Here is a 23488-nt window from a genome sequence, read left to right on the forward strand (position 1 = left end):
CGAGAAGATGACTCGTAGCATCAAGAAGGGCCCCTTCGTCGACGCCCACTTGCAGAAGAAAGTCGACGAGCAGAACGAGAAGGGCACCAAGAACGTCATCAAGACTTGGTCCCGTCGTTCGATGATCACCCCTGATTTCATCGGACACACCTTCGCCGTTCACGATGGTCGCAAGCATGTGCCGGTGTTCGTCACCGAAGCCATGGTTGGTCACAAGCTGGGTGAGTTCGCCCCCACGAAGACCTTCAAGGGTCACGTGAAGGACGACAAGAAGGCCCGCCGCTAAAGGATAAGGAATAGAACATGGAAGCTAAAGCAATCGCTCGTCACGTCCGCGTGACGCCGCGCAAGGCTCGCCGCATGGTCGACCTCATCCGCGGCAAGAAGGCGACCGAAGCCGTCACCATTTTGAAGTTCGCCCCCCAGTCTGCAGCCCTGCCGGTTCGCAAGACCCTGGAGAGCGCCATCGCCAACGCTCGCGTGAAGGCCGACAAGGCCGGCGAGCCGTTCCGCGAGAACGACCTGTACATCAAGGAGACCTACGTTGACGAAGGTGTGACCCTCAAGCGCTTCCGCGCTCGTGCCCAGGGCCGCGCTGCTCGCATCAACAAGCGCACCTCCCACATCACGGTCGTCGTGGCTAACAAGGAAGGAGCCCGCTAAAGATGGGTCAGAAGATCAATCCGTTTGGCTACCGTCTGGGCATCACCGAGAACCACCGTTCCAAGTGGTTCTCCGACTCCAACAAGGCCGGCGAGCGCTACCGCGACTTCGTCCTGGAAGATGATCAGATCCGCAAGGAGATGAACAAGGACCTCGAGCGCGCTGGCGTGAGCAAGATCGTGATCGAGCGCACCCGCGACCGCGTTCGCGTGGACATTCACACCGCCCGCCCGGGCATCGTGATTGGCCGCCGCGGCGCTGAGGCCGAGAAGGTCCGCGCCAAGCTCGAGAAGATGACCGGCAAGCAGGTTCAGCTCAACATCTTCGAAGTCAAGAACGCCGCGCTGGACGCCCAGCTCGTCGCTCAGGGCATCGCAGAGCAGCTGACCAACCGCGTCACCTTCCGCCGTGCAATGCGCAAGGCTCAGCAGGACGCCATGCACGCTGGTGCCAAGGGTATCCGCATCAAGCTCTCCGGCCGCCTCGGCGGTGCGGAAATGAGCCGTTCCGAGTTCTACCGTGAGGGCCGCGTTCCGCTGCAGACCCTCCGCGCCCTCATCGATTACGGCTTCTTTGAGGCTCGTACCACCTACGGCCGCATCGGCGTTAAGGTGTGGATCTACAAGGGCGACATGACCGAATCCGAGTTCGAAGAGCAGCAGGCTCAGCAGAACAACCGCCCGGGCCGTCGCGGCGATCGCCGTCCGCGCCGTGGCAACCGTTCCGCCGCCCAGCAGCAGTCCGCAGCCAAGGCTGAGGCTCCCGCTGCTGAGGCCGCTCCTGCAGCAGAAACGAAGGAGTGAGCAAGAATGCTTATCCCCAAGAGGACTAAGTACCGCAAGCAGCACCGCCCCGTGCGTTCTGGCATGTCCAAGGGCGGCAACGAGATCAACTTCGGTGATTTCGGCATCCAGGCTCTTGCCCCGGCTTACGTGACCAACCGTCAGATCGAAGCTGCACGTATCGCCATGACCCGCTACATCAAGCGTGGTGGCCGCGTGTGGATCACGATTTTCCCGGATCGTCCGCTGACCAAGCACGCACTCGGCGCCCGAATGGGTTCCGGTAAGGGTGCTCCGGAGTTCTGGATTGCGAACATTCGCCCTGGCCGCGTGATGTTCGAAATCGGTGGCGTGTCCGACGACATCGCCAAGGAAGCTCTGCGTCGCGCCATCGACAAGCTCCCGATGAAGTGCCGCATTATCGCACGTGAAGGTGGTGACATCTGATGGCATACGGTACCGCTGAATACTCCATCAAGAATCTGAACGAGAAGACCAACGCGGAGATTGAAGACTTCCTCAAGAAGTCCAAGGAAGAGCTGTTCAACCTGCGCTTCCAGCACGCGACCGGTCAGCTCGACAACACCGCCCGTCTCAAGGCAGTCAAGCGTGACATTGCTCGCATGTACACTGTGCTTCGTGAGCGTGAGCTTGGCATCAGCCAGGAGCCGGCCGCTACCGAATCCAAGGAGAAGTGATTATGGCTGAAGAGCGTAACTTCCGTAAGGTTCGCCGCGGCTACGTCGTGTCCGACAAGATGGACAAGACGATTACCGTCGAGCTCGAGCAGCGTTCGACCCACCCCCTGTACGGCAAGGTCGTTCGTTCCACCAGCAAGGTCAAGGCCCATGATGAACACAACGACGCCCACATTGGCGACCTCGTGAGTATTATGGAGACTCGGCCTCTGAGCAAGACCAAGCGCTGGCGTCTCGAAAGCATTATCGAGCGCGCCAAGTAAGTAAAGTTCGGCAAGGCTCGCCATTTACCGGGGCACTGCGGGAAACCATGGTGCCCCGGTAAATGGGGAGAACCAGCTCGGCTAAGGAGAATCAATGATTCAGCAGGAAACGCGGCTTCATGTCGCCGACAACACGGGTGCGAAGGAACTCCTCGCCATCCGAGTGCTCGGCGGATCGAAGCGACGCTATGCCGGCATCGGCGACGTGATCGTCGCCTCCGTCAAGGACGCCATTCCTGGCGGGTCGGTCAAGAAGGGCGATGTGGTTAAGGCTGTCGTCGTCCGTACTGTCAAGGAATCCCGTCGTGCGGACGGTTCCTACATCAAGTTCGACGAGAACGCCGCCGTCATTCTCGGCTCCGGCCGTGAACCGAAGGGCACTCGTATCTTCGGACCGGTTGGTCGTGAACTGCGTGAGCACAAGTTCATGAAGATCGTGTCCCTCGCCCCGGAGGTGATCTGACATGGTAGCCAAGATCAAGAGCGGCGATCTGGTCAAAGTCATCCGCGGCAAGGACCGTGGTAAGGAAGGCACCGTCAAGCAGGTGCTCTCCAACGACCGCCTGATCGTTGAAGGCGTTCAGATCGTCAAGAAGCACGTGCGTGCCACCCAGCAGGGTCAGCAGGCCGGCATCGTGGCCACCGAGGCTCCGATTCATCGCTCTAACGTGATGGTCATCGACCCGGAGACCAAGCAGCCTACCCGCGTGGGTGTCACCATCAAGGAAGAGGCGCGTGACGGCAAGGTCAAGACCGTGCGCGTGCGCGTCGCCAAGAAGTCCGGAAAGGAGCTGGCATGACCGATACCACTGTCGAAGCGCCGGCCACCCCGCGCTTGAAGGTCAAGTACAACGAGCAGATCATCCCTGAGCTCGAGAAGGAGTTCAAGTACTCCAACCCGATGCAGGTTGCTCGCGTCCAGAAGGTCGTCGTCTCCATGGGCGTTGGCGCCGCAGCACGCGACTCCAAGCTCATCGAAGGTGCCGTCAAGGACCTCACCCTGATCACCGGCCAGAAGCCGAAGATCACCAAGGCCAAGAAGTCCGTCGCTCAGTTCCATCTGCGTGAAGGCCAGGCCATTGGTGCATACGTCACCCTGCGCGGCGACCGTATGTGGGAGTTCCTGGATCGTCTGCTGACCCTCGCGCTGCCTCGTATCCGCGACTTCCGCGGTATCAACGGTCACCAGTTCGATGGCCAGGGCAACTACAACTTTGGTCTCACCGAGCAGTCCATGTTCCACGAGATTGATCCGGATTCGATCGATCACGTGCGCGGTATGGACATCACTGTGGTGACCTCCACCAAGGACGACAAGGAAGCTTACGCACTGCTCAAGCAGCTGGGCTTCCCCTTCAAGGAGAACTGATATGGCAAAAACCGCTCTTAAGAACAAGGCGGCCGGCAAGCCGAAGTTCAAGGTCCGCGCTTACACGCGCTGCCAGGTCTGCGGTCGTCCCCACTCCGTCTACCGCAAGTTCGGCCTGTGCCGCATCTGCCTTCGTGAGAAGGCTCACCGCGGCGAGCTGCCCGGAGTTACGAAGTCCAGTTGGTAAACATCGACGCTGAAGGTCCGCGGCCAGTTCCGCCCGTGAGGGCGGAACAGCGGCGGAAACCACGGCGAGAAAGGGCATGAAGCCCAAAATGACAATGACAGATCCGATCGCAGACATGCTGACGCGTCTGCGTAACGCGAGCGCGGCAAAGCACGAAACCGTGGATATGCCGTACTCCAAGTTCAAGGCGAACATCGCCGAGATCCTGAAGCGTGAAGGCTACATCCAGGACTTCACCGCCAAGGAAGCCAAGGTCGGCCAGACTCTTGAGGTCACCCTCAAGTACGGTCCGAACGGTGAGCGTTCCATTCAGGGCATCAAGCGCATCTCCAAGCCGGGCCTGCGTCGTTACGCTAAGTCCGACTCCCTGCCGATGCCGCTCGGTGGCCTGGGTATCGCCATCATCTCGACTTCTTCGGGACTGCTGACTCAGAAGGAATGCCTCGACCGAGGCATTGGCGGCGAGATTGTCGCCTTCGTGTGGTGAGAAAGGAGAGCTGAAACATGGCATCGCATATTGGTAAGCTCCCCATCGCCATTCCTGCTGGCGTTGAAGTCAAGATTGAAGGTCAGAACTTCTCGGCCAAGGGTGCTAAGGGCTCTGATTCCTACGTGATTCCGGAAGGCATCTCCGCTGCTGTCGAAGGCAACGAGATCGTCGTCACCCCGGCTGATGACCTGCGTCCGACCCGTGCCAAGCACGGTCTGGCTCGCTCCATCATGGCCAGCATGGTCAAGGGTGTGCACGATGGCTACTCCAAGACTCTTGAGATCGTCGGCACCGGTTACCGCGCCGTCGCCAAGGGCCAGGGCATCGAGTTCTTCCTCGGCTACTCCCACACCATCACCGTTAACCCGCCTGAAGGCATCACTCTGAAGGTCACCGACCCCACTCATGTGGTTGTCGAGGGCACTGACAAGCAGGCCGTGGGCCAGGTTGCCGCCAACATCCGCAAGCTGCGCGCTCCGGAACCCTACAAGGGCAAGGGCGTCAAGTACGCCGATGAGCGCATCCTGCGCAAGGCTGGAAAGGCTGGTAAGTGATATGAGCGTTGCAATTCTCGGAAAGGGCAAGAAGGTCGCCCTCAAGCGCCGTCACGCACGTATCCGCAAGCGCATCTCCGGTACCGCCGAGCGTCCGCGCCTGGTGGTCACCCGCTCCAACCGCCACATGGTTGCCCAGGTGGTCGACGATACCAAGGGCATTACCCTGGTGTCCGCCTCCACCCTGCAGGCCGATTTCGCCGGCTTCCAGGGCACCAAGGTTGAGGCTGCAAAGAAGGTCGGTGAGCTGATTGCCGACAAGGCCAAGGCCGCCGGCATCACCGAGGTCGTGTTCGACCGCGGTGGCAACAAGTACACCGGTCGCGTCGCAGCTGTGGCTGAAGGCGCCCGCGAGGGAGGTCTTGCACTGTGAGCGACAACGAAGCAAAGGAAACCCAAGTGGCTGAAGAAACTCAGAACACTGTGGCGACCGAATCCAACAACGAGGACCGTAAGGGTCGTCGTGGCCAGCGCGGTGAAGGCCGTCGTGGCGAGCGTCGTAACCGTCGTGAGGAAAACCGCGGCGACGAACTGCTCGATCGCGTGGTGACCATCAACCGTGTGTCCAAGACCCACAAGGGTGGTCGTACCTTCAGCTTTGCCGCCCTCGTGGTGGTCGGCGATGGTAACGGCACCGTGGGTGTCGGCTACGGCAAGTCCCGTGAGGTCCCGGCCGCCATCGCCAAGGGCCAGCTCGACGCCAAGAAGCACATGTTCTCTGTGCCTCGCGTCCGCGGCACCATCACCCACCCGGTTCAGGGCCACGATGCTGCAGGCACCGTTCTGCTGCGTCCGGCTGCCCCGGGTACCGGCGTAATCGCTGGTGGCTCCGTGCGCGCCGTCATGGAATGCGCCGGCATCACCGACGTGCTGTCCAAGTCCATGGGCTCCGCCACCGCCGTGAACGTTGTTCGCGCTACTGTGGACGCCCTCAAGCAGCTCGAGGAGCCGGAGGAGATCGCCGCTCGCCGTGGCCTGTCCCTCAACGAAGTCGCTCCTGACGCCCTGCTGCGTGCCCGTGCCGCCGGCATCGCCGAGGCTCGCAAGGCTCGCGAAGAGGCTGCTGCCAAGGCTGCCGAAGAGAAGGACGGTGAGTGATTATCATGGCTAAGAACCTGAAGATTACCCTGCACCACGGCCTCGTGAACCGTACCCCGGCTCAGCGTGCTACCGCCAAGACCCTCGGTCTGAACAAGATCGGCAAGACCGTTGTCCGCCCGGACACCCCGGCCAACCGTGGTCTGGTGAACGCCGTGCGTCACCTGGTCACCGTTGAGGAGGTTGACTGATTATGGCAGATAACGAAATCCTGCAGATGCACGACCTGAAGCCTGCTCCGGGCGCCAACAAGGACCGCACCCGCGTGGGCCGCGGTGAAGGCTCCAAGGGCAAGACCGCCGGTCGTGGCGCCAAGGGCCAGACCAAGCGCAACCATGTGCGTCCTGGCTTCGAAGGTGGCCAGCTGCCGCTGTACATGCGCCTGCCGAAGCTCCGTGGCTTCAAGAACCCGTTCAAGGTTGAGGCTCAGGTCATCAACATCGCCAAGCTCGTGGAGATCTTCCCCGAGGGCGGCGACGTGACCGCAGCCGACCTGGTCGCCAAGGGTGCCGTTCGCGGCAACGCCCCGGTGAAGGTTCTGGGCGAAGGCGAGACCACCGTTGCTTTCAACCTCAAGGGTGTGAAGGCATCGGCTTCCGCCAAGTCCAAGATCGAAGCTGCTGGCGGCTCCATCTCCGAAGACTGAGCGTTTTTCGGGGAGCCTAAGCAAGGCTAAGACATAGATAAACCCCCGCCCGCCGATTGGTGGACGGGGGTTTATCGTTGCCATCGAACGAAAGAAACTCGAGACAAGGGTGTCTTAAGTAGGCACGTTCGACTATGCTCGTTCGATAGTTTGTGTATTTTTGTGCGTTTGATTCGCACTATAGGGAGGAAATCCAGGTGAGGACACTAATCCAGGCCCTGAAGACCAAGGAACTCAGGAAGAAGATTCTCTTCGTCCTGTTCATCATCATTATTTATCGTATTGGATCGTTCATTCCAACTCCTGGTGTGGATTACAACATCGTGAACGAGTGCATGGCCAAGATCGGCAGCTCCACTCAGGAGAACTTCATCGGATTGGTGAACCTCTTCTCCGGCGGCGCCATGCTTCAGCTGTCCATTTTCGCACTGGGCGTGATGCCATACATCACCGCATCCATTGTGGTGCAGCTGTTGCGCGTGGTGATTCCTCGATTCGAAGCCCTTCATAAGGAAGGCCAGTCCGGCGAGGCCAAGCTCACCCAGTACACCCGATACCTCACCATCGGTCTGGCAGTGCTGCAGTCCACCACCATTCTGGTCACCGCTCGTTCCGGCGCTCTCTTCAACTACCAGTGCGATCAGGTGATTCCGGATGGTTCCGTGTGGAACCTGGTCGTCATGGTCCTGATTATGACCGGTGGCACCGGCTTCATCATGTGGATGGCCGAACTCGTAACCGATAAGGGCATCGGTCAGGGCATGTCCATCTTGATCTTCATGTCCATCTGCTCCGGCTTCCTGCCGCAGCTGTGGGAGATCGGTTACGGCACCAATGGCACTGACGGCAACTGGGGCAAGTTCGCCATCGTGGTTTCCGTGCTCGTGGTCATCCTGATCTTCGTCGACTTTGTGGAACTGTGCCAGCGCCGCGTGCCGGTGCAGTACACCCGCCGCATGATCGGCCGCAAGATGTACGGTGGCTCCTCCACCTACCTGCCGCTGAAGATCAACATGTCCGGCGTTATCCCACCGATTTTCGCCTCCTCCATCCTGGCCATCCCGACGTTGATCGCCCAGTTCGGTAAGTCCGATCAGTCCTGGGTCAAGTGGATCAACAACAACCTGGCCAACACCACGTCCGTGTGGTACATCGCACTGTACGCACTGATGATCGTGTTCTTCTGCTTCTTCTACACATCCATCACCTTCAACCCGGATGAGACGGCAGACAACATGAAGCAGTACGGTGGCTTCATCCCCGGCATCCGCGCCGGCAACGCCACCAGCCGCTACCTGACCTACGTGATGAACCGTCTCAACACCGTGGGCGCTGTCTACCTGCTGTTCGTGGCCCTGATTCCAACCGTGCTGATTATGGCGCTGGGCCTCAATGCCCAGTTGCCGTTCGGTGGTACCACGATTCTGATTATCGCCGGCGTCGGTCTTGATACGCTGCGTCAGGCCAAGGCCCAGACCGAACAGTTCCAGTACACCGGCTTCCTGCTGGAGAACGTGGATCACAAGGAAGGCTGACGCCCGCTTGGCAGGCGCCAGCCCGGTGGGCTGTCGACTGACGGAGCGATCCGTTTCTCGCTTATAACTGAATGCTGAATGGCTCCCTCGATAGGGGAGCCATAACCGTATCAATAACTCAAATCACAAAGGAGACCACCATGCGTCTGCTCATCATGGGCCCTCAGGGCGTCGGCAAAGGCACTCAGGCTGCTCTGCTCGCCGAGCATTTCGGTATTCCGACCATTTCCACCGGTGACATCTTCCGCTATAACATCAAGAACAAGACCGAGCTGGGTCTTGAAGCGATGAGCTACACCGACAAGGGCGAGCTGGTTCCGGATTCCCTGACCAACAAGATCGTCAAGGATCGTCTGGCCAAGGATGATTGCAAGGATGGCTGGATTCTTGACGGTTACCCGCGTAACGCCGCTCAGGTTGAGGCCCTCGACCAGATGCTTGAAGAGCTTGGCACCCCGCTTGATCACGTCGTGGCTCTCGAAGCCGACCGCGAAGTGCTGCTGGAGCGCATGAAGAAGCGCGCCGCCGAGCAGGGCCGCGCCGATGACACCCCGGAAGCCATCGCCAAGCGTCTTGAGACATACGAGAAGGAAACCGCTCCGCTGCTCGACATCTACAAGTCCCGCGGTCTGCTGGTTCTCGAAAATGGTGTTGGTGAGATCAGCGAAATCAGCCAGCGCATCATTTCCGATCTGAAGTGAGTCACTGAGTAACTGGCGGGCGCCAATTACCACAGATTTGTCCAGTACCTCTATGCGACACGCCGAGTGTTGCATAGAGGTACTGCTGTATATGCCCCTGTATATATTTGACATTTGGTGTGTCTTCGTATGCACCCGTAGTAATTCGTCCAACGATAGGAAACCAGAGGCATATGGCAAAAGACGGTGTGATTGAAGTCGAAGGTCAGGTAGTGGAGGCACTGCCGAACGCGATGTTCCGCGTTGAGCTCGAAAACAAGCACATCGTGCTCGCCACCATCTCCGGCAAGATGCGTAAGAACTACATTCGTATTCTGCCGCAGGATCGTGTGGTGCTTGAAATGAGCCCCTATGACCTGAACCGCGGACGTATTACGTACCGCTATAAGTAAAGGTACAAGTAAAGGATAACCATGAAGGTCAGCCCTAGTGTGAAGCGAATCTGCGAGAACTGCCGCGTGATTCGTCGTCACGGCCGCGTCATGGTGATCTGCACCAACCCGCGCCACAAGCAGCGTCAGGGCTGAGAGCAGATTCTCCAGCGGCACAAGTAAATAAGGCACTCACTCACAGTGCTTCCCGCAAGGGAACGACACTGAACCACGGGTACGTAGGCCCGTGCCGGGTAACCGGACGAGCGGGTGCAAGACCTACGGCAACAAGAAGGAATCGCAATGGCACGTCTTGCCGGAGTCGACATCCCCAATGAGAAGCGCATCGAGATCGCCCTCACCTACATTTTCGGTGTGGGTCGCACTCGTGCCAAGGAAACGCTTGCCGCGACCGGTATCAACCCGGACATCCGCGTCAAGGATCTTACCGACGAGCAGCTAATCACGCTGCGTGACTACCTCGAGGCCAACTATAAGATCGAGGGTGATCTGCGTCGTGAAATCGATGCGGATATTCGTCGCAAGATTCAGATCAACTGCTACCAAGGCCAGCGTCACCGTAAGGGACTTCCTGTGCGCGGTCAGCGCACCAAGACCAACGCTCGCACCCGTAAGGGCCCGAAGCGCACGGTCGCCGGAAAGAAGAAGGCCACCAAGTAAGCGTGGCATGATCCGAGCCACGGGATGAATGCCATCCCATCGCTCGGACGTAAACAACAAAGTTCGTTACTAGGAAACGAGGGTCAATGGCAGCTCCAAAGCAAGCCGCTCGTAAGCCTCGTCGTCGCGATCGCAAGTCGGTCCCGGTCGGCCAGGCTCACATCAAGTCCACTTTCAACAACACGATCATCTCGATCACCGATCCGTCCGGCGCTGTGGTGTCCTGGGCCTCCGGTGGCGATGTCGGCTTCAAGGGCTCCCGTAAGTCCACGCCGTACGCTGCTGGTATGGCTGCCGAGTCCGCTGCTCGCAAGGCCATGGAGCACGGTGTCAAGAAGGTCGATGTGTTCGTCAAGGGCCCGGGTTCCGGTCGTGAAACCGCTATCCGCTCCCTGCAGTCCGCGGGCCTCGAGGTTGGTTCCATCACCGACGTCACCCCGCAAGCCCACAACGGCGTTCGTCCTCCGAAGCGTCGTCGCGTCTGAGCACTCAGCAATACCAAATCAATCCAAAACCGCTTAACCGGTGAGTGCACCACCGAGTTCAAGCTGAAAGGATAACCACAGTGCTTATTGCACAGCGTCCGACTCTGACCGAGGAATCCCTGAATCCGCAGCGCTCCCGCTTCACCATCGAGCCGCTCGAGCCTGGCTTCGGCTATACGCTCGGCAACTCGCTGCGTCGCACGCTGCTGAGCTCCATCCCTGGTGCGGCTGTCACCTCCGTGCGTATCTCCGGCGCTCTGCACGAGTTCACCACTCTGCCGGGCGTTCAGGAAGACGTCACCGAGATTCTGCTCAACATCAAGGGCATTGTGCTCACCAGCGAATACGACGAGCCTGTGGTCATGTACCTGCGCAAGAGCGGCAAGGGCGAGGCTACTGCTGGGGATATCACCCCGCCGGCCGGCGTCACCATTGCCAACCCGGATCAGCACATCGCAACCCTCGCTGAAGATGGCGAACTCGAAATTGAGTTCACTGTCGAGCGTGGCCGTGGCTATGTGCCGGCCCAGATGAACAAGCAGGACAACGGTGAAATCGGCCGTATCCCGGTCGATTCCATCTACTCCCCGGTGCTCAAGGTGAGCTACAAGGTCGAGGCCACCCGTGTGGAACAGCGCACGGACTTCGACAAGCTCATTCTGGACGTGGAGACCAAGCCCGCCATCTCCCCGCGTGATGCGGTGGCTTCCGCCGGTTCGACCCTGGTGGAGCTCTTCGGCCTGTGCCGTGAGCTCAACACTCAGGCCGAAGGTGTTGAGGTTGGCCCGGCCCCGGTGGCCGAAGAGACCAACCCTGAGATGGCCGTTCCGATTGAGGACCTCAACCTGACGCAGCGTTCCTACAACTGCCTCAAGCGTGAGGGCATCCACACCATCGGTGAGCTTGTCTCCCACACCGAGCAGGACCTGCTCGACATCCGCAATTTCGGTATGAAGTCGATCGATGAGGTCAAGGAGAAGCTGCAGGCCCTGGGTCTGAGCCTCAAGTCCTCGCCGATGGCCTTCGACACCAATAATCTCGAAGGTGGCACTTTCTTCTCGCCGGAAGACGAGTGATCTGCCTCTTTTGACAAACCGTTCGTGGAGGCTTGCGGATGTTCGGGCATATGCCCACCTGCAAGCCTGACGGACAATAAGGAGTAAACCCATGCCTACACCTAAGAAGGGCCCGCGTCTGGCTTCCAGCCCTGCGCACGAGCGCCTCATGCTGGCAAACATGGCGACCAGCCTGTTCCAGAACGGCCGCATCACCACCACGCTGCCGAAGGCCAAGCGTCTTCGTCCGCTGGCTGAGCGCCTGATCACCTTCGCCAAGCGCGGTGATCTGCACTCCCGCCGTCGCGTGATGCGCGTCATCCGCAACAAGTCCGTGGTGCACGTGCTGTTCACCCAGATTGCCGAGCAGATGGAGCAGCGTGAGGGTGGCTACACCCGTATCGTCAAGATCGCTCCGCGCGTTGGCGATTCCTCCCCGGCCGCTGTGATCGAGCTCGTGACCGAGCCGGTTGCCAAGAAGGCCGTCGTGAAGGAAGCCGAAGCTGCCACCAAGGTTGCCGACGAAGCTCCGGCCGCTGAAGCCGCTGCTACCGAGGCCACCGAGGCTCCCGCTGAGGAGACCGCAGCTGCTGAGGCTCCGGCCGAGAACGCCGAGTGAGCATCGAGCGTCACTAGCGCATAGCTGACAAGAGAGAGGGTTGGAATCCAAGTGATTCCAACCCTCTCTTCGTATCTGGATTCTATTTATGGCAATGTACGCACCGCTCGAATCGCTTCCGCACGCGAGGCCAGCTGGTCATCAGCGGGATAGGCAACATGCTCCAAAGTCAAACCTTGCGGAGCAATCGGGCCGCTCGATCCTTCGCGCGCTGGTTTGGCCATCTTCCCGGCGAACCAATCCAATGATTTGCGGCCGGAACCAACTTTGACACACGAACCGACCAGCGACCGCACCATATTGCGGGCGAAGGCATCCGCCACAATCGTAAACACCAACAAACCGGACTCCAACGAAGGCGTCCGATATGCTTCGTCCATCGACAAACCGTCCGGCACCAGGGGAGCGGCTGGAATCCGCCGCCAATACGCGGTTTTCACCTCACGAATCGTGGTGCCTCCCGGATTCGGTGTGGCGAACGAGCCAAAATCATGCAACCCAATCGTCATTGCTGCAGCCTGATTCATCACATCAATATCCAGCGCTTCATCCACGCGCAGCACGCAACCGCGCAGCCGTGGGTCGACTTCACTTGAACGATCGGCCACGCGGTACACATACGTACGTTCCAAAGCGGAAAAGCGCGCATCAAAACCATCAGGTGCCACGGATACCCGATGAATCACAATGTCCGTGGGCAGCACCGCCTTCAAACGCCGTGCCAGCGCTTCGCAAACCGAAACATTCATATGGCCCATGCAACGGGCCAACACATCATCGCTGACATCCAAATGCGCCACCTGATGCGATGCATGCACACCGGTATCCGTGCGGCCGGCCACAGTCAGACGCAATGGTTCATCGGCGTCATCAGCCGGCACTCGCAGCACCTTATGCAGCGCATCCTCAATCGTGCCTTGGACCGTGCGCAATTCAGGCTGGCGAGCCCAGCCGAAGAATCCGCCGCCATCATAAGCCAAATCAATGCGAAGTCGAGTCATAGCCCACCATCTTATCGAGAGCAGTGTGCCAACTGAAGCGGTGCACCAATTGACCTGCCCGTAACACGCCAGCACATTTGCCGAAACGGTCCGGTTCTAGGTTGTAACCATCAAACCCGGTCGCGGTGGGTAGGCGTGAGCGCGCGCCAAAGCCGCAACAGCAAGGAGCATGGCACGATGATTGAATCAGCCGCACATAAGCTGGCCCATGAACTAGTGAACCGCCGCGAAGCGATCAACCGTGAGCTGTCTCGAAACGGCGTGCGTTTCGGCATTTACAAGAACAACGAATACCACGACCGTCTGTTCCCCTACGATCCTGTACCGCGCATCATCGAATCCGATGAATTCGATGAGCTTGAGAAGGGCTTGAAGCAACGTGTCAATGCGTTGAACGCCTACCTGAAAGACATTTATTCGGATAAGTCGATCATCCATGATGGCGTGGTGCCGGAGGAGTATGTGTACACGTCGGCCGGCTACTTCCCGCAGGTGAATGGCGTCACCCCTCCCGGAGGCATCTTCGCGCATATCGCCGGCGAGGATTTGGTGCAGGGCGAGGACGGCCGCTGGTGGGTGCTTGAAGATAACCTGCGTATTCCGTCCGGTGCCAGTTACCCGCTGTTTGTGCGCGATATCGAACGCCGCATATCTCCGCGACTATTCCGCGATGTGCACATTCGAGACAATCGCGAATATCCACGTCTGCTGCGCAAGGCCATGGATTTCGTCTCCACCGAGGGCATCGCCGTAGTGCTGACCCCAGGTCGATACAATTCCGCATTCTTCGAACATGCCTATCTGGCTGAGAAAACAGGTGCCGCGCTCGCCTTCCCGGAAGACCTTGAGGTTGTGGACAACAAGGTGTTCTTCCTGGACTATGCCGGCAAACGTCACCGTGTGGGCGTGGTGTACCGCCGTCTGTCCGACGAGTACTTGGATCCGTTCGCCTTCAACCCCGATTCGGTGATCGGCGTGCCGGGAATCCTATCCGCTTACCGTGCCGGTAACGTGGCCATCGTCAACGCGCCCGGCAACGGTGCCGCGGATGATAAGGCCATCTACTACTTCGTGCCGCAGATGATTAAGTACTACCTCGGCGAGGAGCCGATTCTGCACAACGCACCCACCTATATGCCGATGTTCGAGGCCGATCGCAAGGAGGTCCTCGATCGCATGGGCGAGCTGGTTATCAAGGATGTGGCTGAGGCCGGCGGCTACGGCGTGGTATTCGGCTCTTCCCTGGATGCTTCCGCACGCGAGGAACTCGCCGATCGTATCAAGGAAGACCCGCGTCGATTCATTGCACAGGAGGTCATTCAGTTCCGCGACATCGATGTGGTCGATCCCCAGACCGGTGAAATGTCGCCGCGCAAGTGCGATCTGCGTGCCTTTGTAGTGACCGGCAAGAACACGCACGTCTGGTATTCCGGCCTGACCCGTTACTCGTCGGTGCCCGGTCAGATGATCGTCAACTCCTCGCAAGGCGGTGGTTTCAAGGATACGTGGGTATTGGCACCCGAGACCGGTGTGGAGCATGAGCTTGGTGCCGAGGTGCAGATCGCGAACCTGTTGAGCCAGTCCCGTCATCATTCGCTGTCTTTGGTGACTGCTTCCAAGGCCGACAATCTGTATTGGCTGGGGCGTTACACCGAGCGCGCTTTCACCACGTTGAACCAGTTCTTCCCGTTCTACGATCGTGTGATGGACACCGATGTGGACGCTTTCCGCCCGTTCGCCCATGCGCTCGATCTGCCGGAGGACTTCGAGGACTTCGACGAGTTCGTCAAGAGCTTCCTCTATGACGGCACCAATCCGGATTCCGTGCGCTCCGCGGTCACCGCTGCCTTCAATAATGCGGTGATTCTGCGCCCGGAACTGAGTTCCCGTCTGCTGCAGTATGTGGAATTGGCGATGACCAACATCACCGACGCGGCCAAGAAGGCCGCCGATGCGGACGATATCTACAACCAGCGCGACATCGCCGACGACATGCTCGCCTTCTGGGGCGGTATCGAAAACTCGCCGGTTGATCCTACGCTGAAGGCCTTCGTGTTCATCGGCAAGTATCTGGAACGCATCGACCTGTATACGCGATTCGGCCTATCGATGGAGGAGATGGAGGCTCCATTGCGCAAGCTTGCCTCCTACTCCATGGTGCTGGATGGCATGCCGTTGCCGAGCTGCTTCGCCGACGGCCTGAGCTGGCTGGTCGGCCAGCTGCCTGCGCGCGGATACGACCAGGTGGCTACACTGCTCAAGAAGTACCTGGATGATTACTCCGGCCGCGTCAGTGCTCTGGCCATCAAGGACATGGGCTCCCTGAGCTCCATGAATATGGACGCCAAGCGCTTCTGACGCGTTGCAATGCTATGGTGATATGACACACAGCCGGTATGGGATTTGCCGATCGGCGTCTATGGCTCTCTGAACCACAGAGCTGGGTCATGATGCCGTTTGCGCGGATCTCATGGCGACCATAGTTGGCATGATGCCTTTGATACTGCAGGAGAATTTGTGAAAAAACTCGTATTCGACTATGAGATGAAACTTTCCTTCAGCTCTCCTGTTACCGATCACCGGTTCCAGCTCCGCTGCATTCCCGCCACAGGTCCGCGCCAGCAAGTGATTGATGTGGAAGTCAAACTTCAGCCGGACGTTGAACTCGATACTACAATCGATTCCTTCGATTCCGTGGTGATGACCGGCTTCATCCCGGAACCGCATGACGTATTCAGCTATTCGGTGACCGGCATCGCGTTTGTGGATAACGCCCATATCAAAAAGGAAATCTACAAGCCGCTGTATCGATTCAACTCCGCGCTGACCATTCCCGGTCCGTGCGTGGAGGCGATGATTGATCTGTGCAGCCGGCGTCTGGCCAAGCTGCCGGACGATGCGACTCCGGTTCAGCGTGCCGTTGAAGTAATGGACGAAGTCTACAAGGCTTTCGTCTATACGCCTGGATCCACAACGATTCGCACCACTGCCGAACAGGCGCTCGCCCAGCGCAAGGGCGTCTGTCAGGATTATGCCCATGTGATGCTCTCCGTATGCCGTCATGTCGGGCTCACCGCCCGCTACATCGCCGGCCTGCTCGGGGGAGAGGGTGCCACACACGCGTGGGTGGAAGTCTACCAAGGCGGTCGTTGGATCGGTTTGGACCCAACCCATAACCGCATGGTCGACGACAACTACATCACCATCGCCCACGGTCGCGATTATCGCGACTGCATGCTGGACATCGGCATCTTCTCCGGCTACAACGTCGAACAGAACCAGTGGGTCAATGCCTCGGTGCACGAGCAGATTTCGTGATGCGCCGTAGCGCGCGACAAACCCGACTTGCCTCGTCGGCAAAGTATGGCATAATAAACAAGTTGCTTTTTGCAAGCAATATGGATGAATGTCCGAGCGGTCTAAGGAGCACGCCTCGAAAGCGTGTGAGGTGAAAGCCTCCGCGAGTTCGAATCTCGCTTCATCCGCCGTCAAGGGTTTCAGGTTCTATGCCTGAAGCCCTTTTTGTTTGGTCTGGAAAACAGTGCGGCTATGTGCAACACGCAGAATCGCGGATTGGATCATTGATGTTGTGCGAAATGACTTTGTGCTGTACGATGAATCTATCGCAAGTACAACGTTGTATTTATCAGTAATCCAAAACAAGGAACCATAATCGGATTCCTTGCTTCTGCAATAAGTACAACGTTGTATTAACGGACTCAAGGTAAAGGAGCAGACCGATGCAACAGTCCAATTCAGGTCCGGAATCTGCGCGGCTCGTTGTGGATAATGATTTTGAGATAGCGCCGGTGAATAATCGTCTTTTCGGCTCCTTTGTGGAGCATCTGGGCCGGTGCGTCTACAGCGGAATTTACGAGCCAGGGCACCCGGAAGCTGATGACGAAGGTTTCCGCAAAGACGTTATCGATTTGGTCCGTGAACTTGGAGTCACGACTATTCGCTACCCAGGTGGAAATTTCGTATCCGGATACCGATGGGAGGACGGCGTAGGCCCAAAGACAGCGCGTCCTCGTCGTCTCGACTTGGCATGGCATTCCACGGAAACCAATCAGTTCGGTTTGCATGAGATGGTCGAGTGGCTGCAGGCTGTGGGCGGCAATGAGCTCATGGAAGCCGTAAACCTCGGCACCCGCGGGCTTGAGAATGCTTTGGATTTGCTTGAATATGCCAATGTTCCTAACGGCACTGAACTGTCCGAACGTCGTCGCGCCAACGGAGCTGACAATCCGTTTGGTATCAAGATGTGGTGCTTGGGCAACGAGATGGATGGTCCCTGGCAGACGGGGCATAAGAATGCTGAAGATTATGGCACACTTGCCGCTTCGGTAGCTGCAGGTATGCGCATGATTGACCCTGATGTGGAGCTTGTGGTGTGCGGCTCCTCCCATCACGACATGGACACCTTCGGGAAGTGGGAAGAAACTGTTCTCGAGAAAACTTACGAAAATGTCGATTTCATATCCTGCCACGCTTACTATCATCCCGAATCCCAGCCGGACGGTACTCGGGATATGGCAAGTTTTCTGGCTTCCGGAGTGGATATGGATAGTTTTATCAAAGATGTGGCGGCGATTATTGATGCAACCAAGGCTCGTCTAAAAAGCGATCATGATGTATTCATCTCCTTCGACGAATGGAATGTCTGGTACATCAACGAAGAGCCGAGTAAGAGCCCGGAGGGCATCGGCAACTGGCCGGAAGCTCCCAAACTGCTCGAAGATGTCTATTCGGTGGCTGATGCCGTGGTGCTTGGCGATCTTCTGATCACGCTGTTGAAGAATGCCGATCGGGTACATGCGGCAAGTTTGGCTCAGTTGGTCAATGTCATCGCTCCGATTATGACGGAGCCAGGCGGGCCTGCATGGAAACAGACGACGTTTTATCCATTTGCGTTGACCGCTCACTATGCCAAAGGCGGCATGGTGCTTGAACCCAAGCTTTCTTCCGGCACCTATGAAACCGCCAAGTATGGCACAGTGCCCTCCGTCAATTCCGTCGCAGTGCGTGGCTCAGATGGTTCTATTACTGTTTTTGCAACGAACCGCTCGATGGATGTGGCCAGTGATTTTGAAATCAAGTTGCCGGAGGGATGCGGGGGCGTCGCCAAGGCTCAGACCTTGCATGAGAGCGATATGTTTGCCGCGAATACTCGCAATGAGCAAAATCGCGTAGTGCTTCATAACAACGAAAGTGTCACTTTGGATTCCATGTCGAACACAGTTCATGTGACATTGCCGCCGGTCTCTTGGACCGCCGTGCACGTGGGCTGATCAGTGAAAGGGCTCCGGCAATGAAAACCTAGTTCTTTCGCCATGTCGAAAAAGTACAACGTTGTTCTTACGGCAGAGGTCGGACTTAATAATGCAAACAAACAGAACAATATGCAATACAAAGGAGTATTGATGAAGAAGACAACGAAGTTCATGGCGTTCATGGTTGCGGGAGCGACGGTGCTCTCTATGGCGGCCTGCGGTGCGCCTGGTGGAGCAGCTGGAGCTTCCGGTATCAACAATGATCCCAAAGCGAATGATGATGCCCAGTGCCAGAACACTATAAAAAAGAAGGGCGTGGAGAAAGTCACGCTTTGGGCTTGGTATCCTGCGGTTGAAAAGGTCGTAGACAATTTCAACGAGGCTCATGACGATGTCCAGGTTTGCTGGACGAATGTCGGCAATGGTTCCGAGGCGTACAAGAAATTCAATACCGCGCTTAAGGCCAAAAGCGGTGCTCCCGATGTCATGCAGGTGGAAGCTGAGATTCTACCGTCGTATGTCTCTGGCGCGGAGAAGCATCTTGTCGATCTGTCTCAGTTCGGAGCTTCCAAGGAGAAGAGCAAGTATACGGAAGGCAGTTGGCGGGATGTGACGCTCGGCGGTGGAGACTCCGTATACGCGATTCCGAGTGATGCAGGCCCCTTTGCAATGATGTATCGCAAGGACATCTTCGATAAATACGGTGTGAAAGTTCCCACGACCTGGGATGAATATGAGCAGGCCGGCAAGGAACTGAAAGCCAAAGGATTCCCCGGACACATCGGTAACTATGCGCCAAACGGCACTGCAATGAATGTGGCGTTGTTTGCGCAGAAGAACGCCAAAGTGTATGACTACGATGTCAGCAAGCCCGAAGATGTAGGTATCGATTTGACTTCAAAGGAAGTCACGGATGTGATGTCGTATTGGCAGCGTCTGGTCAAAGAGGGCATTGTTACCACGGATGATTGCTACAGCAACGATTGGTATACCAAGATCGTGGACGGTTCGTATGCGACGGTGGTCAATGCATCGTGGCTGATTGGCTATGTCAAGGGTGTCAGCGGCGCACAGGAAGGCGCCGTATGGCAAGTGGCGGATGCTCCAAAGTGGGATTCGTCCACTCCGATGGTCAACCAAGGCGGCTCCACGCTGGCAGTGACCGATCAGGCCAAGCATACTGAGGCCGCGGCAAAGGTTGCGATAGGTCTGTGGGATTCCGAAGCGAACCAAGAGGTTGCGGTCAAGGATTCCGGTAATTTCCCGGTGATGAATTCGAAACTGGAGGCTGATGATTTCATCAACTACGAGGAGCCGTTCCTGAACAACCAGAAGGTCAATGATGTGCTTGCTCCGATTGCACAAGGCTATAAGGGATACAGCTTCCTGCCCTTCCAGACCTATGCGTATGACGAGCAGACCAAGGCATTCACCAAGATCGTGCGCGATGGCGCGGATGTTTCCAGCACCATGAGCGATCTGCAGAAGACACTTGACAATTACGCCACGCAGCAGGGCTTCACTGTCAAGAAGTAGCCATGACGGTGGCCGGGAGGACGGTTCCTCCTTCCCTGTCCTCCCGGCCTCTCTACTTGGCTGAAAGTGAGACTGATATGTCTACCAATACAAGCAAAACCACTCGTCGTGTTACAGGGCAGGCTGCACAACGAGCAAATCTGTGGGGCTGGTTCTTCACGGCGCCATTCGCAGTGGTGTTCGTGGTCTTCCTTATCGTTCCGATGGTGTACGCGTTCTACGTATCGCTATATTCGTATACGCAGGTCCGTGGCACGGTGTTCACCGGCATCAGTAACTACGCGCGTGCATTCAAAGATCCGATCTTTTTACAAGGCATGGGGCGAGTGCTTCTGTATACCGCGGTGATGGTGCCGATTCAGATTATCCTCGCACTGATTTTCGCCCTGATCATCGATGCGATGCGCACCAAATTCGCAGCAGGATCAAGACTGGCGATTTTCCTTCCTTATGCGGTGCCAGGCGTTATCGGTGCTCTTATGTGGGGCTTCCTGTATTCGAAAGACATGGGACCATTTGCTTCTATCTTCGAGCTGTTTGGCATGCAGGCACCTGCATTCCTTTCACCTCAGGGACTGTTCGGCAGTTTGGTCAATGTGGTGACTTGGCAGTGGACCGGTTACTACATGGTGATCATCTATTCCGCTTTGCAATCCATTCCGCATGAACTGTATGAGTCCGCGCGTATTGATGGTGCCTCCGAACTGCAGATTGCGCTGAGAATCAAAACGCCGATGGTCTCCAGCTCGCTGGTGATGGCAACCATTTTTGCGCTTATCGGTACGCTGCAGTTCTATACAGAGCCCATGGTGCTGCGCAATAATGCGCAGTCGGTTATTCCTCCGGAATATACGCCCAATATGTATGCCTACACACTGGCGTTCAACTATAACCAGGTGAACTATTCTGCGACAGTGTCGTTTGCGCTTGGACTCATCGTGGTCATCATCAGTGTCATTTTCATGCGAATTACCCGTAAGCAGTCGGGATTGGGGGAGTGATTATGAACAAGACAAGTCGACGCGCGGCAAATACCGCGCGAACAATGACCGCTCAACATATCAAGACGGGATCGCGTGTTCTGCCGCACCTGATTCTTGTAATTGCCATCATCTACTTCCTAGCTCCGGTGTGGTGGCTCTTGGTGGCTGCCACCAAGTCGAATTCAGGATTGTTCCTTGGCAGCGCCGGTCCGATGTGGTTCGACCGTACGTTTGCCTTGGGAGACAACCTTGTCCAATTGTCTACCTACCAGAGCGGCATCTATTGGCGTTGGATTCTCAATTCGTTCTTCTACGCCTTGGTGGGCGGTGTCGGTGCAACCACCATTTCGGTAATGGCCGGTTATGGTTTCGCCAAATATAAGTTCAAAGGCCGTGACGTGTACTTCAATATTGTATTAGGCGCGCTTATGATTCCGGCTACGGCATTGGTCATTCCGACCTTTATCCTGATGTCGAACATCGGCATGACGAATACGGTGTGGGCGGTGTTGCTGCCATCGTTGCTTTCCCCGTTTGGAACGTATCTTATGCGTATCTACTGCATGAGCTCATTGCCCGATGAGATGATGGAGGCCGCACGTGTGGATGGCGCCGGCGAGCTGCGAACCTTCCTGCAGATTTCATTGCCGATAATGACACCGGCGATTACCACCGTGTTCCTGCTATCGGTCGTCGGATGCTGGAATAACTTCTTCCTGCCTCAGGTGGTGCTATCCGATCCGAAACTCTTCCCCATCACAGTGGGCCTTACCCAATGGCAGGCACGCTCGAGTGCCGGCTCTGGTGCCGAGCAGATATGGAACCTGGTGACAAGCGGTGCATTTGTATCCATCGTCCCTCTGGTCATATCGTTCCTGCTTCTACAGCGATACTGGGTCGGTGGTCTGGCCGCTGGCGCTGTAAAGGCGTGACCGGCATCGGCATCTCATAGACAACAAGCCTTTCAAAGGAGAAAAGCATGAAAACGACGATTAACGTTCATCGGGTAATCGGCATTCGTGATCGGATGCTATACGGGCAATTCCTTGAGCACTTTCACCGCCAAATCTATGGCGGGGTATTTGACCCTGGTTCGCCCCTGGCGAATGCGGATGGATTGCGCGAGGATGTCATTGAAGCTGTGAGGAAACTCAACGTGCCGATCATGCGTTGGCCTGGCGGTTGCTTTGTGTCTTCGTACCATTGGCTGGATGGAGTGGGCGCGGACCGTGAACCTACGTTCGATAAGACTTGGCGTGTGGAAGAACCCAATACATTCGGTACGGACGAATACATCAAGCTATGCAAAGCGTTTGGCTGCGAGCCATATATCTGCACGAATGCCGGTACCGGAACCGCCGAAGAGATGAGTGACTGGGTCGAGTACTGCAATCTGGCCGGTAAAGGACGGTATGCGAAGATGCGTGCCGCCAATGGCAATGCCCAGCCTTTTAACGTGAAGTATTGGAGCATCGGTAACGAGAACTGGGGCTCATGGGAAATCGGTGCGAAAACACGTGAGGAATGGGGGCACCTGGTTCGTGAATCGGCGAAAATGATCAAGCATGTTGACCCGACCGTTGAACTGAGTGCTGCAGCTTTGCCGGATATTGATTGGAACCTTAATCTGCTGCGCAACTGTGGTGACTACCTTGATTGGATTTCCATCCACCAATACTGGGACGTCATCCATGAAACCAACAATGCATCGAAATTCAACCAGGTCATGGCAATGACGGCGGGCCTCGATGCCAATATCGTCAAGGTTCGTGGCTTGTTGGAGGCGCTGGGGCTCCAGAATACAATTCGCATTGCATTCGATGAATGGAATTTACGCGAGTGGTACCATCCGAAGGCAGTGACGGTGGAGCAGGGAATTACCGAAGACGAGTATCTGACCCCACGCAATGGCAATGACATCAATAGTCTGTACACCATGGCCGATGCGGTATTTTCGGCCAGTGTCCTGAATATGCTGCATCGCAATTGTGATGCTGTCGGTATGGCGTGCTTCTCGCCTTTGGTGAATACGCGCGGCTGCATCTTCACGCATCCCAAAGGCATTGTGCTCCGCCCAACCTACTTTGTGTTTGACTTATATGCCAATCATTTGGGCGATACGGTGCTCGATACTTGGAATGATGGCGACGACATGATTGCGGTGGAGGATACACAAGGACGTTCAACAATGGTTCCAGCGCTTGATGTATTGGCAACGACTTGGGCGGATCGGCACGCCATCGCGATCGCCGTCGCATCGCGAGACAAGACGAATCCGCATTCCCTGCAATTGGCGGTAGATGACGCGTGGATCGGCAAAACAGTGACCGTATACACGCTGAACGGCTCGTCGGAGGAATCTTTTAACGATATTGATCATACGGAAGTCGGTGTTGTACAACATAAGCTAGGGGAGTATAAGCCAGGTCTGTCCGTTCGGATGGAACCGCATTCGGTTAATATCGTTGAAATAGCCTGATAGGCTTCGGCTGCATCGA

At 57.0% G+C, this 23488-nt stretch carries 32 protein-coding genes and 1 tRNA gene; 32 read left to right on the forward strand and 1 reads right to left on the reverse strand.

What is annotated here, in order from left to right:
- Window positions 1–7: 7 nt before the first annotated feature.
- From rpsS to rplQ, 24 genes are all read left to right on the forward strand, one after another.
- Window positions 8–286: a 30S ribosomal protein S19 gene (gene rpsS / locus CSQ86_RS02145; protein ID WP_003814508.1), complete on the forward strand. Its 279-nt coding sequence runs from the start codon at window positions 8–10 to the stop codon at window positions 284–286.
- Window positions 287–303: 17 nt separating this feature from the next.
- Window positions 304–663: a 50S ribosomal protein L22 gene (rplV, locus tag CSQ86_RS02150; RefSeq protein WP_100493466.1), complete on the forward strand. Its 360-nt coding sequence runs from the start codon at window positions 304–306 to the stop codon at window positions 661–663.
- Window positions 664–665: 2 nt separating this feature from the next.
- Complete coding sequence (rpsC, locus tag CSQ86_RS02155; RefSeq protein WP_033890513.1) at window positions 666–1466, forward strand: 30S ribosomal protein S3; 801 nt, start codon at window positions 666–668, stop codon at window positions 1464–1466.
- A 6-nt stretch (window positions 1467–1472) separates the two neighbouring features.
- Window positions 1473–1892 (forward strand): 50S ribosomal protein L16, encoded by a 420-nt coding sequence (gene rplP, locus CSQ86_RS02160; RefSeq protein ID WP_033890511.1) that lies wholly within the window; start codon window positions 1473–1475, stop codon window positions 1890–1892.
- Entirely contained in the window at window positions 1892–2143 is a 252-nt protein-coding gene (gene rpmC, locus CSQ86_RS02165) for a 50S ribosomal protein L29 (RefSeq protein ID WP_100493467.1), read from the forward strand. Before rplP ends, rpmC begins: the two co-directional genes overlap by 1 nt.
- Before the next feature lie 2 nt (window positions 2144–2145).
- Window positions 2146–2406, forward strand: a complete 261-nt coding sequence (rpsQ, locus tag CSQ86_RS02170; protein ID WP_007055338.1) for a 30S ribosomal protein S17 — start codon at window positions 2146–2148, stop codon at window positions 2404–2406.
- A 94-nt stretch (window positions 2407–2500) separates the two neighbouring features.
- Window positions 2501–2869 carry a 50S ribosomal protein L14 gene (gene rplN / locus CSQ86_RS02175; protein ID WP_003829893.1) on the forward strand — a complete coding sequence of 123 codons (369 nt, stop codon included), beginning with the start codon at window positions 2501–2503 and terminating at the stop codon, window positions 2867–2869.
- A 1-nt stretch (window position 2870) separates the two neighbouring features.
- Window positions 2871–3206, forward strand: coding sequence for a 50S ribosomal protein L24 (gene rplX, locus CSQ86_RS02180; protein ID WP_033890508.1), 336 nt, complete (start codon window positions 2871–2873; stop codon window positions 3204–3206).
- A complete protein-coding gene (gene rplE / locus CSQ86_RS02185) occupies window positions 3203–3775 on the forward strand; it encodes a 50S ribosomal protein L5 (protein ID WP_100493468.1) in 573 nt (190 codons plus the stop codon). Before rplX ends, rplE begins: the two co-directional genes overlap by 4 nt.
- Before the next feature lies 1 nt (window position 3776).
- Window positions 3777–3962: a type Z 30S ribosomal protein S14 gene (locus CSQ86_RS02190; RefSeq protein WP_003814530.1), complete on the forward strand. Its 186-nt coding sequence runs from the start codon at window positions 3777–3779 to the stop codon at window positions 3960–3962.
- A gap of 88 nt (window positions 3963–4050) precedes the next feature.
- The gene (gene rpsH / locus CSQ86_RS02200) at window positions 4051–4449 is read left to right on the forward strand and encodes a 30S ribosomal protein S8 (RefSeq protein WP_100493749.1); all 399 of its coding nucleotides are present in this window, start codon (window positions 4051–4053) and stop codon (window positions 4447–4449) included.
- 17 nt (window positions 4450–4466) lie between these two features.
- The gene (gene rplF / locus CSQ86_RS02205; RefSeq protein WP_100493469.1) at window positions 4467–5006 is read left to right on the forward strand and encodes a 50S ribosomal protein L6; all 540 of its coding nucleotides are present in this window, start codon (window positions 4467–4469) and stop codon (window positions 5004–5006) included.
- A 1-nt stretch (window position 5007) separates the two neighbouring features.
- A complete protein-coding gene (gene rplR, locus CSQ86_RS02210) occupies window positions 5008–5379 on the forward strand; it encodes a 50S ribosomal protein L18 (protein WP_033890505.1) in 372 nt (123 codons plus the stop codon).
- Window positions 5376–6104, forward strand: coding sequence for a 30S ribosomal protein S5 (gene rpsE / locus CSQ86_RS02215; protein WP_100493470.1), 729 nt, complete (start codon window positions 5376–5378; stop codon window positions 6102–6104). Before rplR ends, rpsE begins: the two co-directional genes overlap by 4 nt.
- A 5-nt stretch (window positions 6105–6109) precedes the next feature.
- On the forward strand, window positions 6110–6295 hold the full coding sequence (rpmD, locus tag CSQ86_RS02220; RefSeq protein WP_033890761.1) for a 50S ribosomal protein L30: 186 nt from the start codon (window positions 6110–6112) through the stop codon (window positions 6293–6295).
- 2 nt (window positions 6296–6297) lie between these two features.
- Window positions 6298–6750 (forward strand): 50S ribosomal protein L15, encoded by a 453-nt coding sequence (gene rplO, locus CSQ86_RS02225; RefSeq protein ID WP_100493471.1) that lies wholly within the window; start codon window positions 6298–6300, stop codon window positions 6748–6750.
- Between the two features lie 197 nt (window positions 6751–6947).
- Window positions 6948–8285 (forward strand): preprotein translocase subunit SecY, encoded by a 1338-nt coding sequence (gene secY, locus CSQ86_RS02230; RefSeq protein WP_100493472.1) that lies wholly within the window; start codon window positions 6948–6950, stop codon window positions 8283–8285.
- 140 nt (window positions 8286–8425) lie between these two features.
- Window positions 8426–8986, forward strand: coding sequence for an adenylate kinase (locus CSQ86_RS02235; RefSeq protein ID WP_100493473.1), 561 nt, complete (start codon window positions 8426–8428; stop codon window positions 8984–8986).
- A gap of 173 nt (window positions 8987–9159) precedes the next feature.
- Window positions 9160–9378, forward strand: a complete 219-nt coding sequence (infA, locus tag CSQ86_RS02240; protein WP_003808114.1) for a translation initiation factor IF-1 — start codon at window positions 9160–9162, stop codon at window positions 9376–9378.
- A gap of 21 nt (window positions 9379–9399) precedes the next feature.
- Window positions 9400–9513 carry a 50S ribosomal protein L36 gene (gene rpmJ / locus CSQ86_RS02245; RefSeq protein ID WP_003814578.1) on the forward strand — a complete coding sequence of 38 codons (114 nt, stop codon included), beginning with the start codon at window positions 9400–9402 and terminating at the stop codon, window positions 9511–9513.
- A 147-nt stretch (window positions 9514–9660) separates the two neighbouring features.
- Window positions 9661–10038 carry a 30S ribosomal protein S13 gene (rpsM, locus tag CSQ86_RS02250; RefSeq protein WP_014484255.1) on the forward strand — a complete coding sequence of 126 codons (378 nt, stop codon included), beginning with the start codon at window positions 9661–9663 and terminating at the stop codon, window positions 10036–10038.
- A gap of 86 nt (window positions 10039–10124) precedes the next feature.
- On the forward strand, window positions 10125–10523 hold the full coding sequence (rpsK, locus tag CSQ86_RS02255; RefSeq protein WP_003829907.1) for a 30S ribosomal protein S11: 399 nt from the start codon (window positions 10125–10127) through the stop codon (window positions 10521–10523).
- 80 nt (window positions 10524–10603) lie between these two features.
- Window positions 10604–11599, forward strand: coding sequence for a DNA-directed RNA polymerase subunit alpha (locus tag CSQ86_RS02260; protein WP_033890500.1), 996 nt, complete (start codon window positions 10604–10606; stop codon window positions 11597–11599).
- A gap of 91 nt (window positions 11600–11690) precedes the next feature.
- Window positions 11691–12197, forward strand: a complete 507-nt coding sequence (rplQ, locus tag CSQ86_RS02265) for a 50S ribosomal protein L17 (protein ID WP_100493474.1) — start codon at window positions 11691–11693, stop codon at window positions 12195–12197.
- An 86-nt stretch (window positions 12198–12283) separates the two neighbouring features.
- On the opposite strand, the gene truA is transcribed toward rplQ, so the two are convergent.
- Window positions 12284–13198, reverse strand: coding sequence for a tRNA pseudouridine(38-40) synthase TruA (truA, locus tag CSQ86_RS02270; RefSeq protein ID WP_100493475.1), 915 nt, complete (start codon window positions 13196–13198; stop codon window positions 12284–12286).
- Between the two features lie 177 nt (window positions 13199–13375).
- On the opposite strand from truA, the gene CSQ86_RS02275 reads away from it, so the two are divergent.
- The 8 genes from CSQ86_RS02275 to CSQ86_RS02310 all read left to right on the forward strand — a co-directional run bounded on the left by CSQ86_RS02275 (window position 13376) and on the right by CSQ86_RS02310 (window position 23469).
- Window positions 13376–15556: a circularly permuted type 2 ATP-grasp protein gene (locus CSQ86_RS02275; RefSeq protein ID WP_100493476.1), complete on the forward strand. Its 2181-nt coding sequence runs from the start codon at window positions 13376–13378 to the stop codon at window positions 15554–15556.
- A 159-nt stretch (window positions 15557–15715) separates the two neighbouring features.
- Window positions 15716–16516: a transglutaminase family protein gene (locus CSQ86_RS02280; protein ID WP_100493477.1), complete on the forward strand. Its 801-nt coding sequence runs from the start codon at window positions 15716–15718 to the stop codon at window positions 16514–16516.
- Between the two features lie 82 nt (window positions 16517–16598).
- Window positions 16599–16683: transfer RNA gene (locus CSQ86_RS02285), tRNA-Ser, on the forward strand.
- A 255-nt stretch (window positions 16684–16938) separates the two neighbouring features.
- Entirely contained in the window at window positions 16939–18489 is a 1551-nt protein-coding gene (gene arfA, locus CSQ86_RS02290; protein WP_100493478.1) for an arabinosylfuranosidase ArfA, read from the forward strand.
- A gap of 132 nt (window positions 18490–18621) precedes the next feature.
- Window positions 18622–20007 carry an ABC transporter substrate-binding protein gene (locus CSQ86_RS02295; protein ID WP_100493479.1) on the forward strand — a complete coding sequence of 462 codons (1386 nt, stop codon included), beginning with the start codon at window positions 18622–18624 and terminating at the stop codon, window positions 20005–20007.
- 77 nt (window positions 20008–20084) lie between these two features.
- The gene (locus CSQ86_RS02300; RefSeq protein ID WP_100493751.1) at window positions 20085–21008 is read left to right on the forward strand and encodes a carbohydrate ABC transporter permease; all 924 of its coding nucleotides are present in this window, start codon (window positions 20085–20087) and stop codon (window positions 21006–21008) included.
- A 44-nt stretch (window positions 21009–21052) separates the two neighbouring features.
- Window positions 21053–21922: a carbohydrate ABC transporter permease gene (locus CSQ86_RS02305; protein WP_100493480.1), complete on the forward strand. Its 870-nt coding sequence runs from the start codon at window positions 21053–21055 to the stop codon at window positions 21920–21922.
- A gap of 47 nt (window positions 21923–21969) precedes the next feature.
- Window positions 21970–23469 carry an alpha-L-arabinofuranosidase C-terminal domain-containing protein gene (locus CSQ86_RS02310; protein ID WP_100493481.1) on the forward strand — a complete coding sequence of 500 codons (1500 nt, stop codon included), beginning with the start codon at window positions 21970–21972 and terminating at the stop codon, window positions 23467–23469.
- Window positions 23470–23488 lie beyond the last annotated feature (19 nt).

It is taken from the genome of Bifidobacterium felsineum, assembly GCF_002802915.1.
Lineage (GTDB): Bacteria > Actinomycetota > Actinomycetes > Actinomycetales > Bifidobacteriaceae > Bifidobacterium > Bifidobacterium felsineum.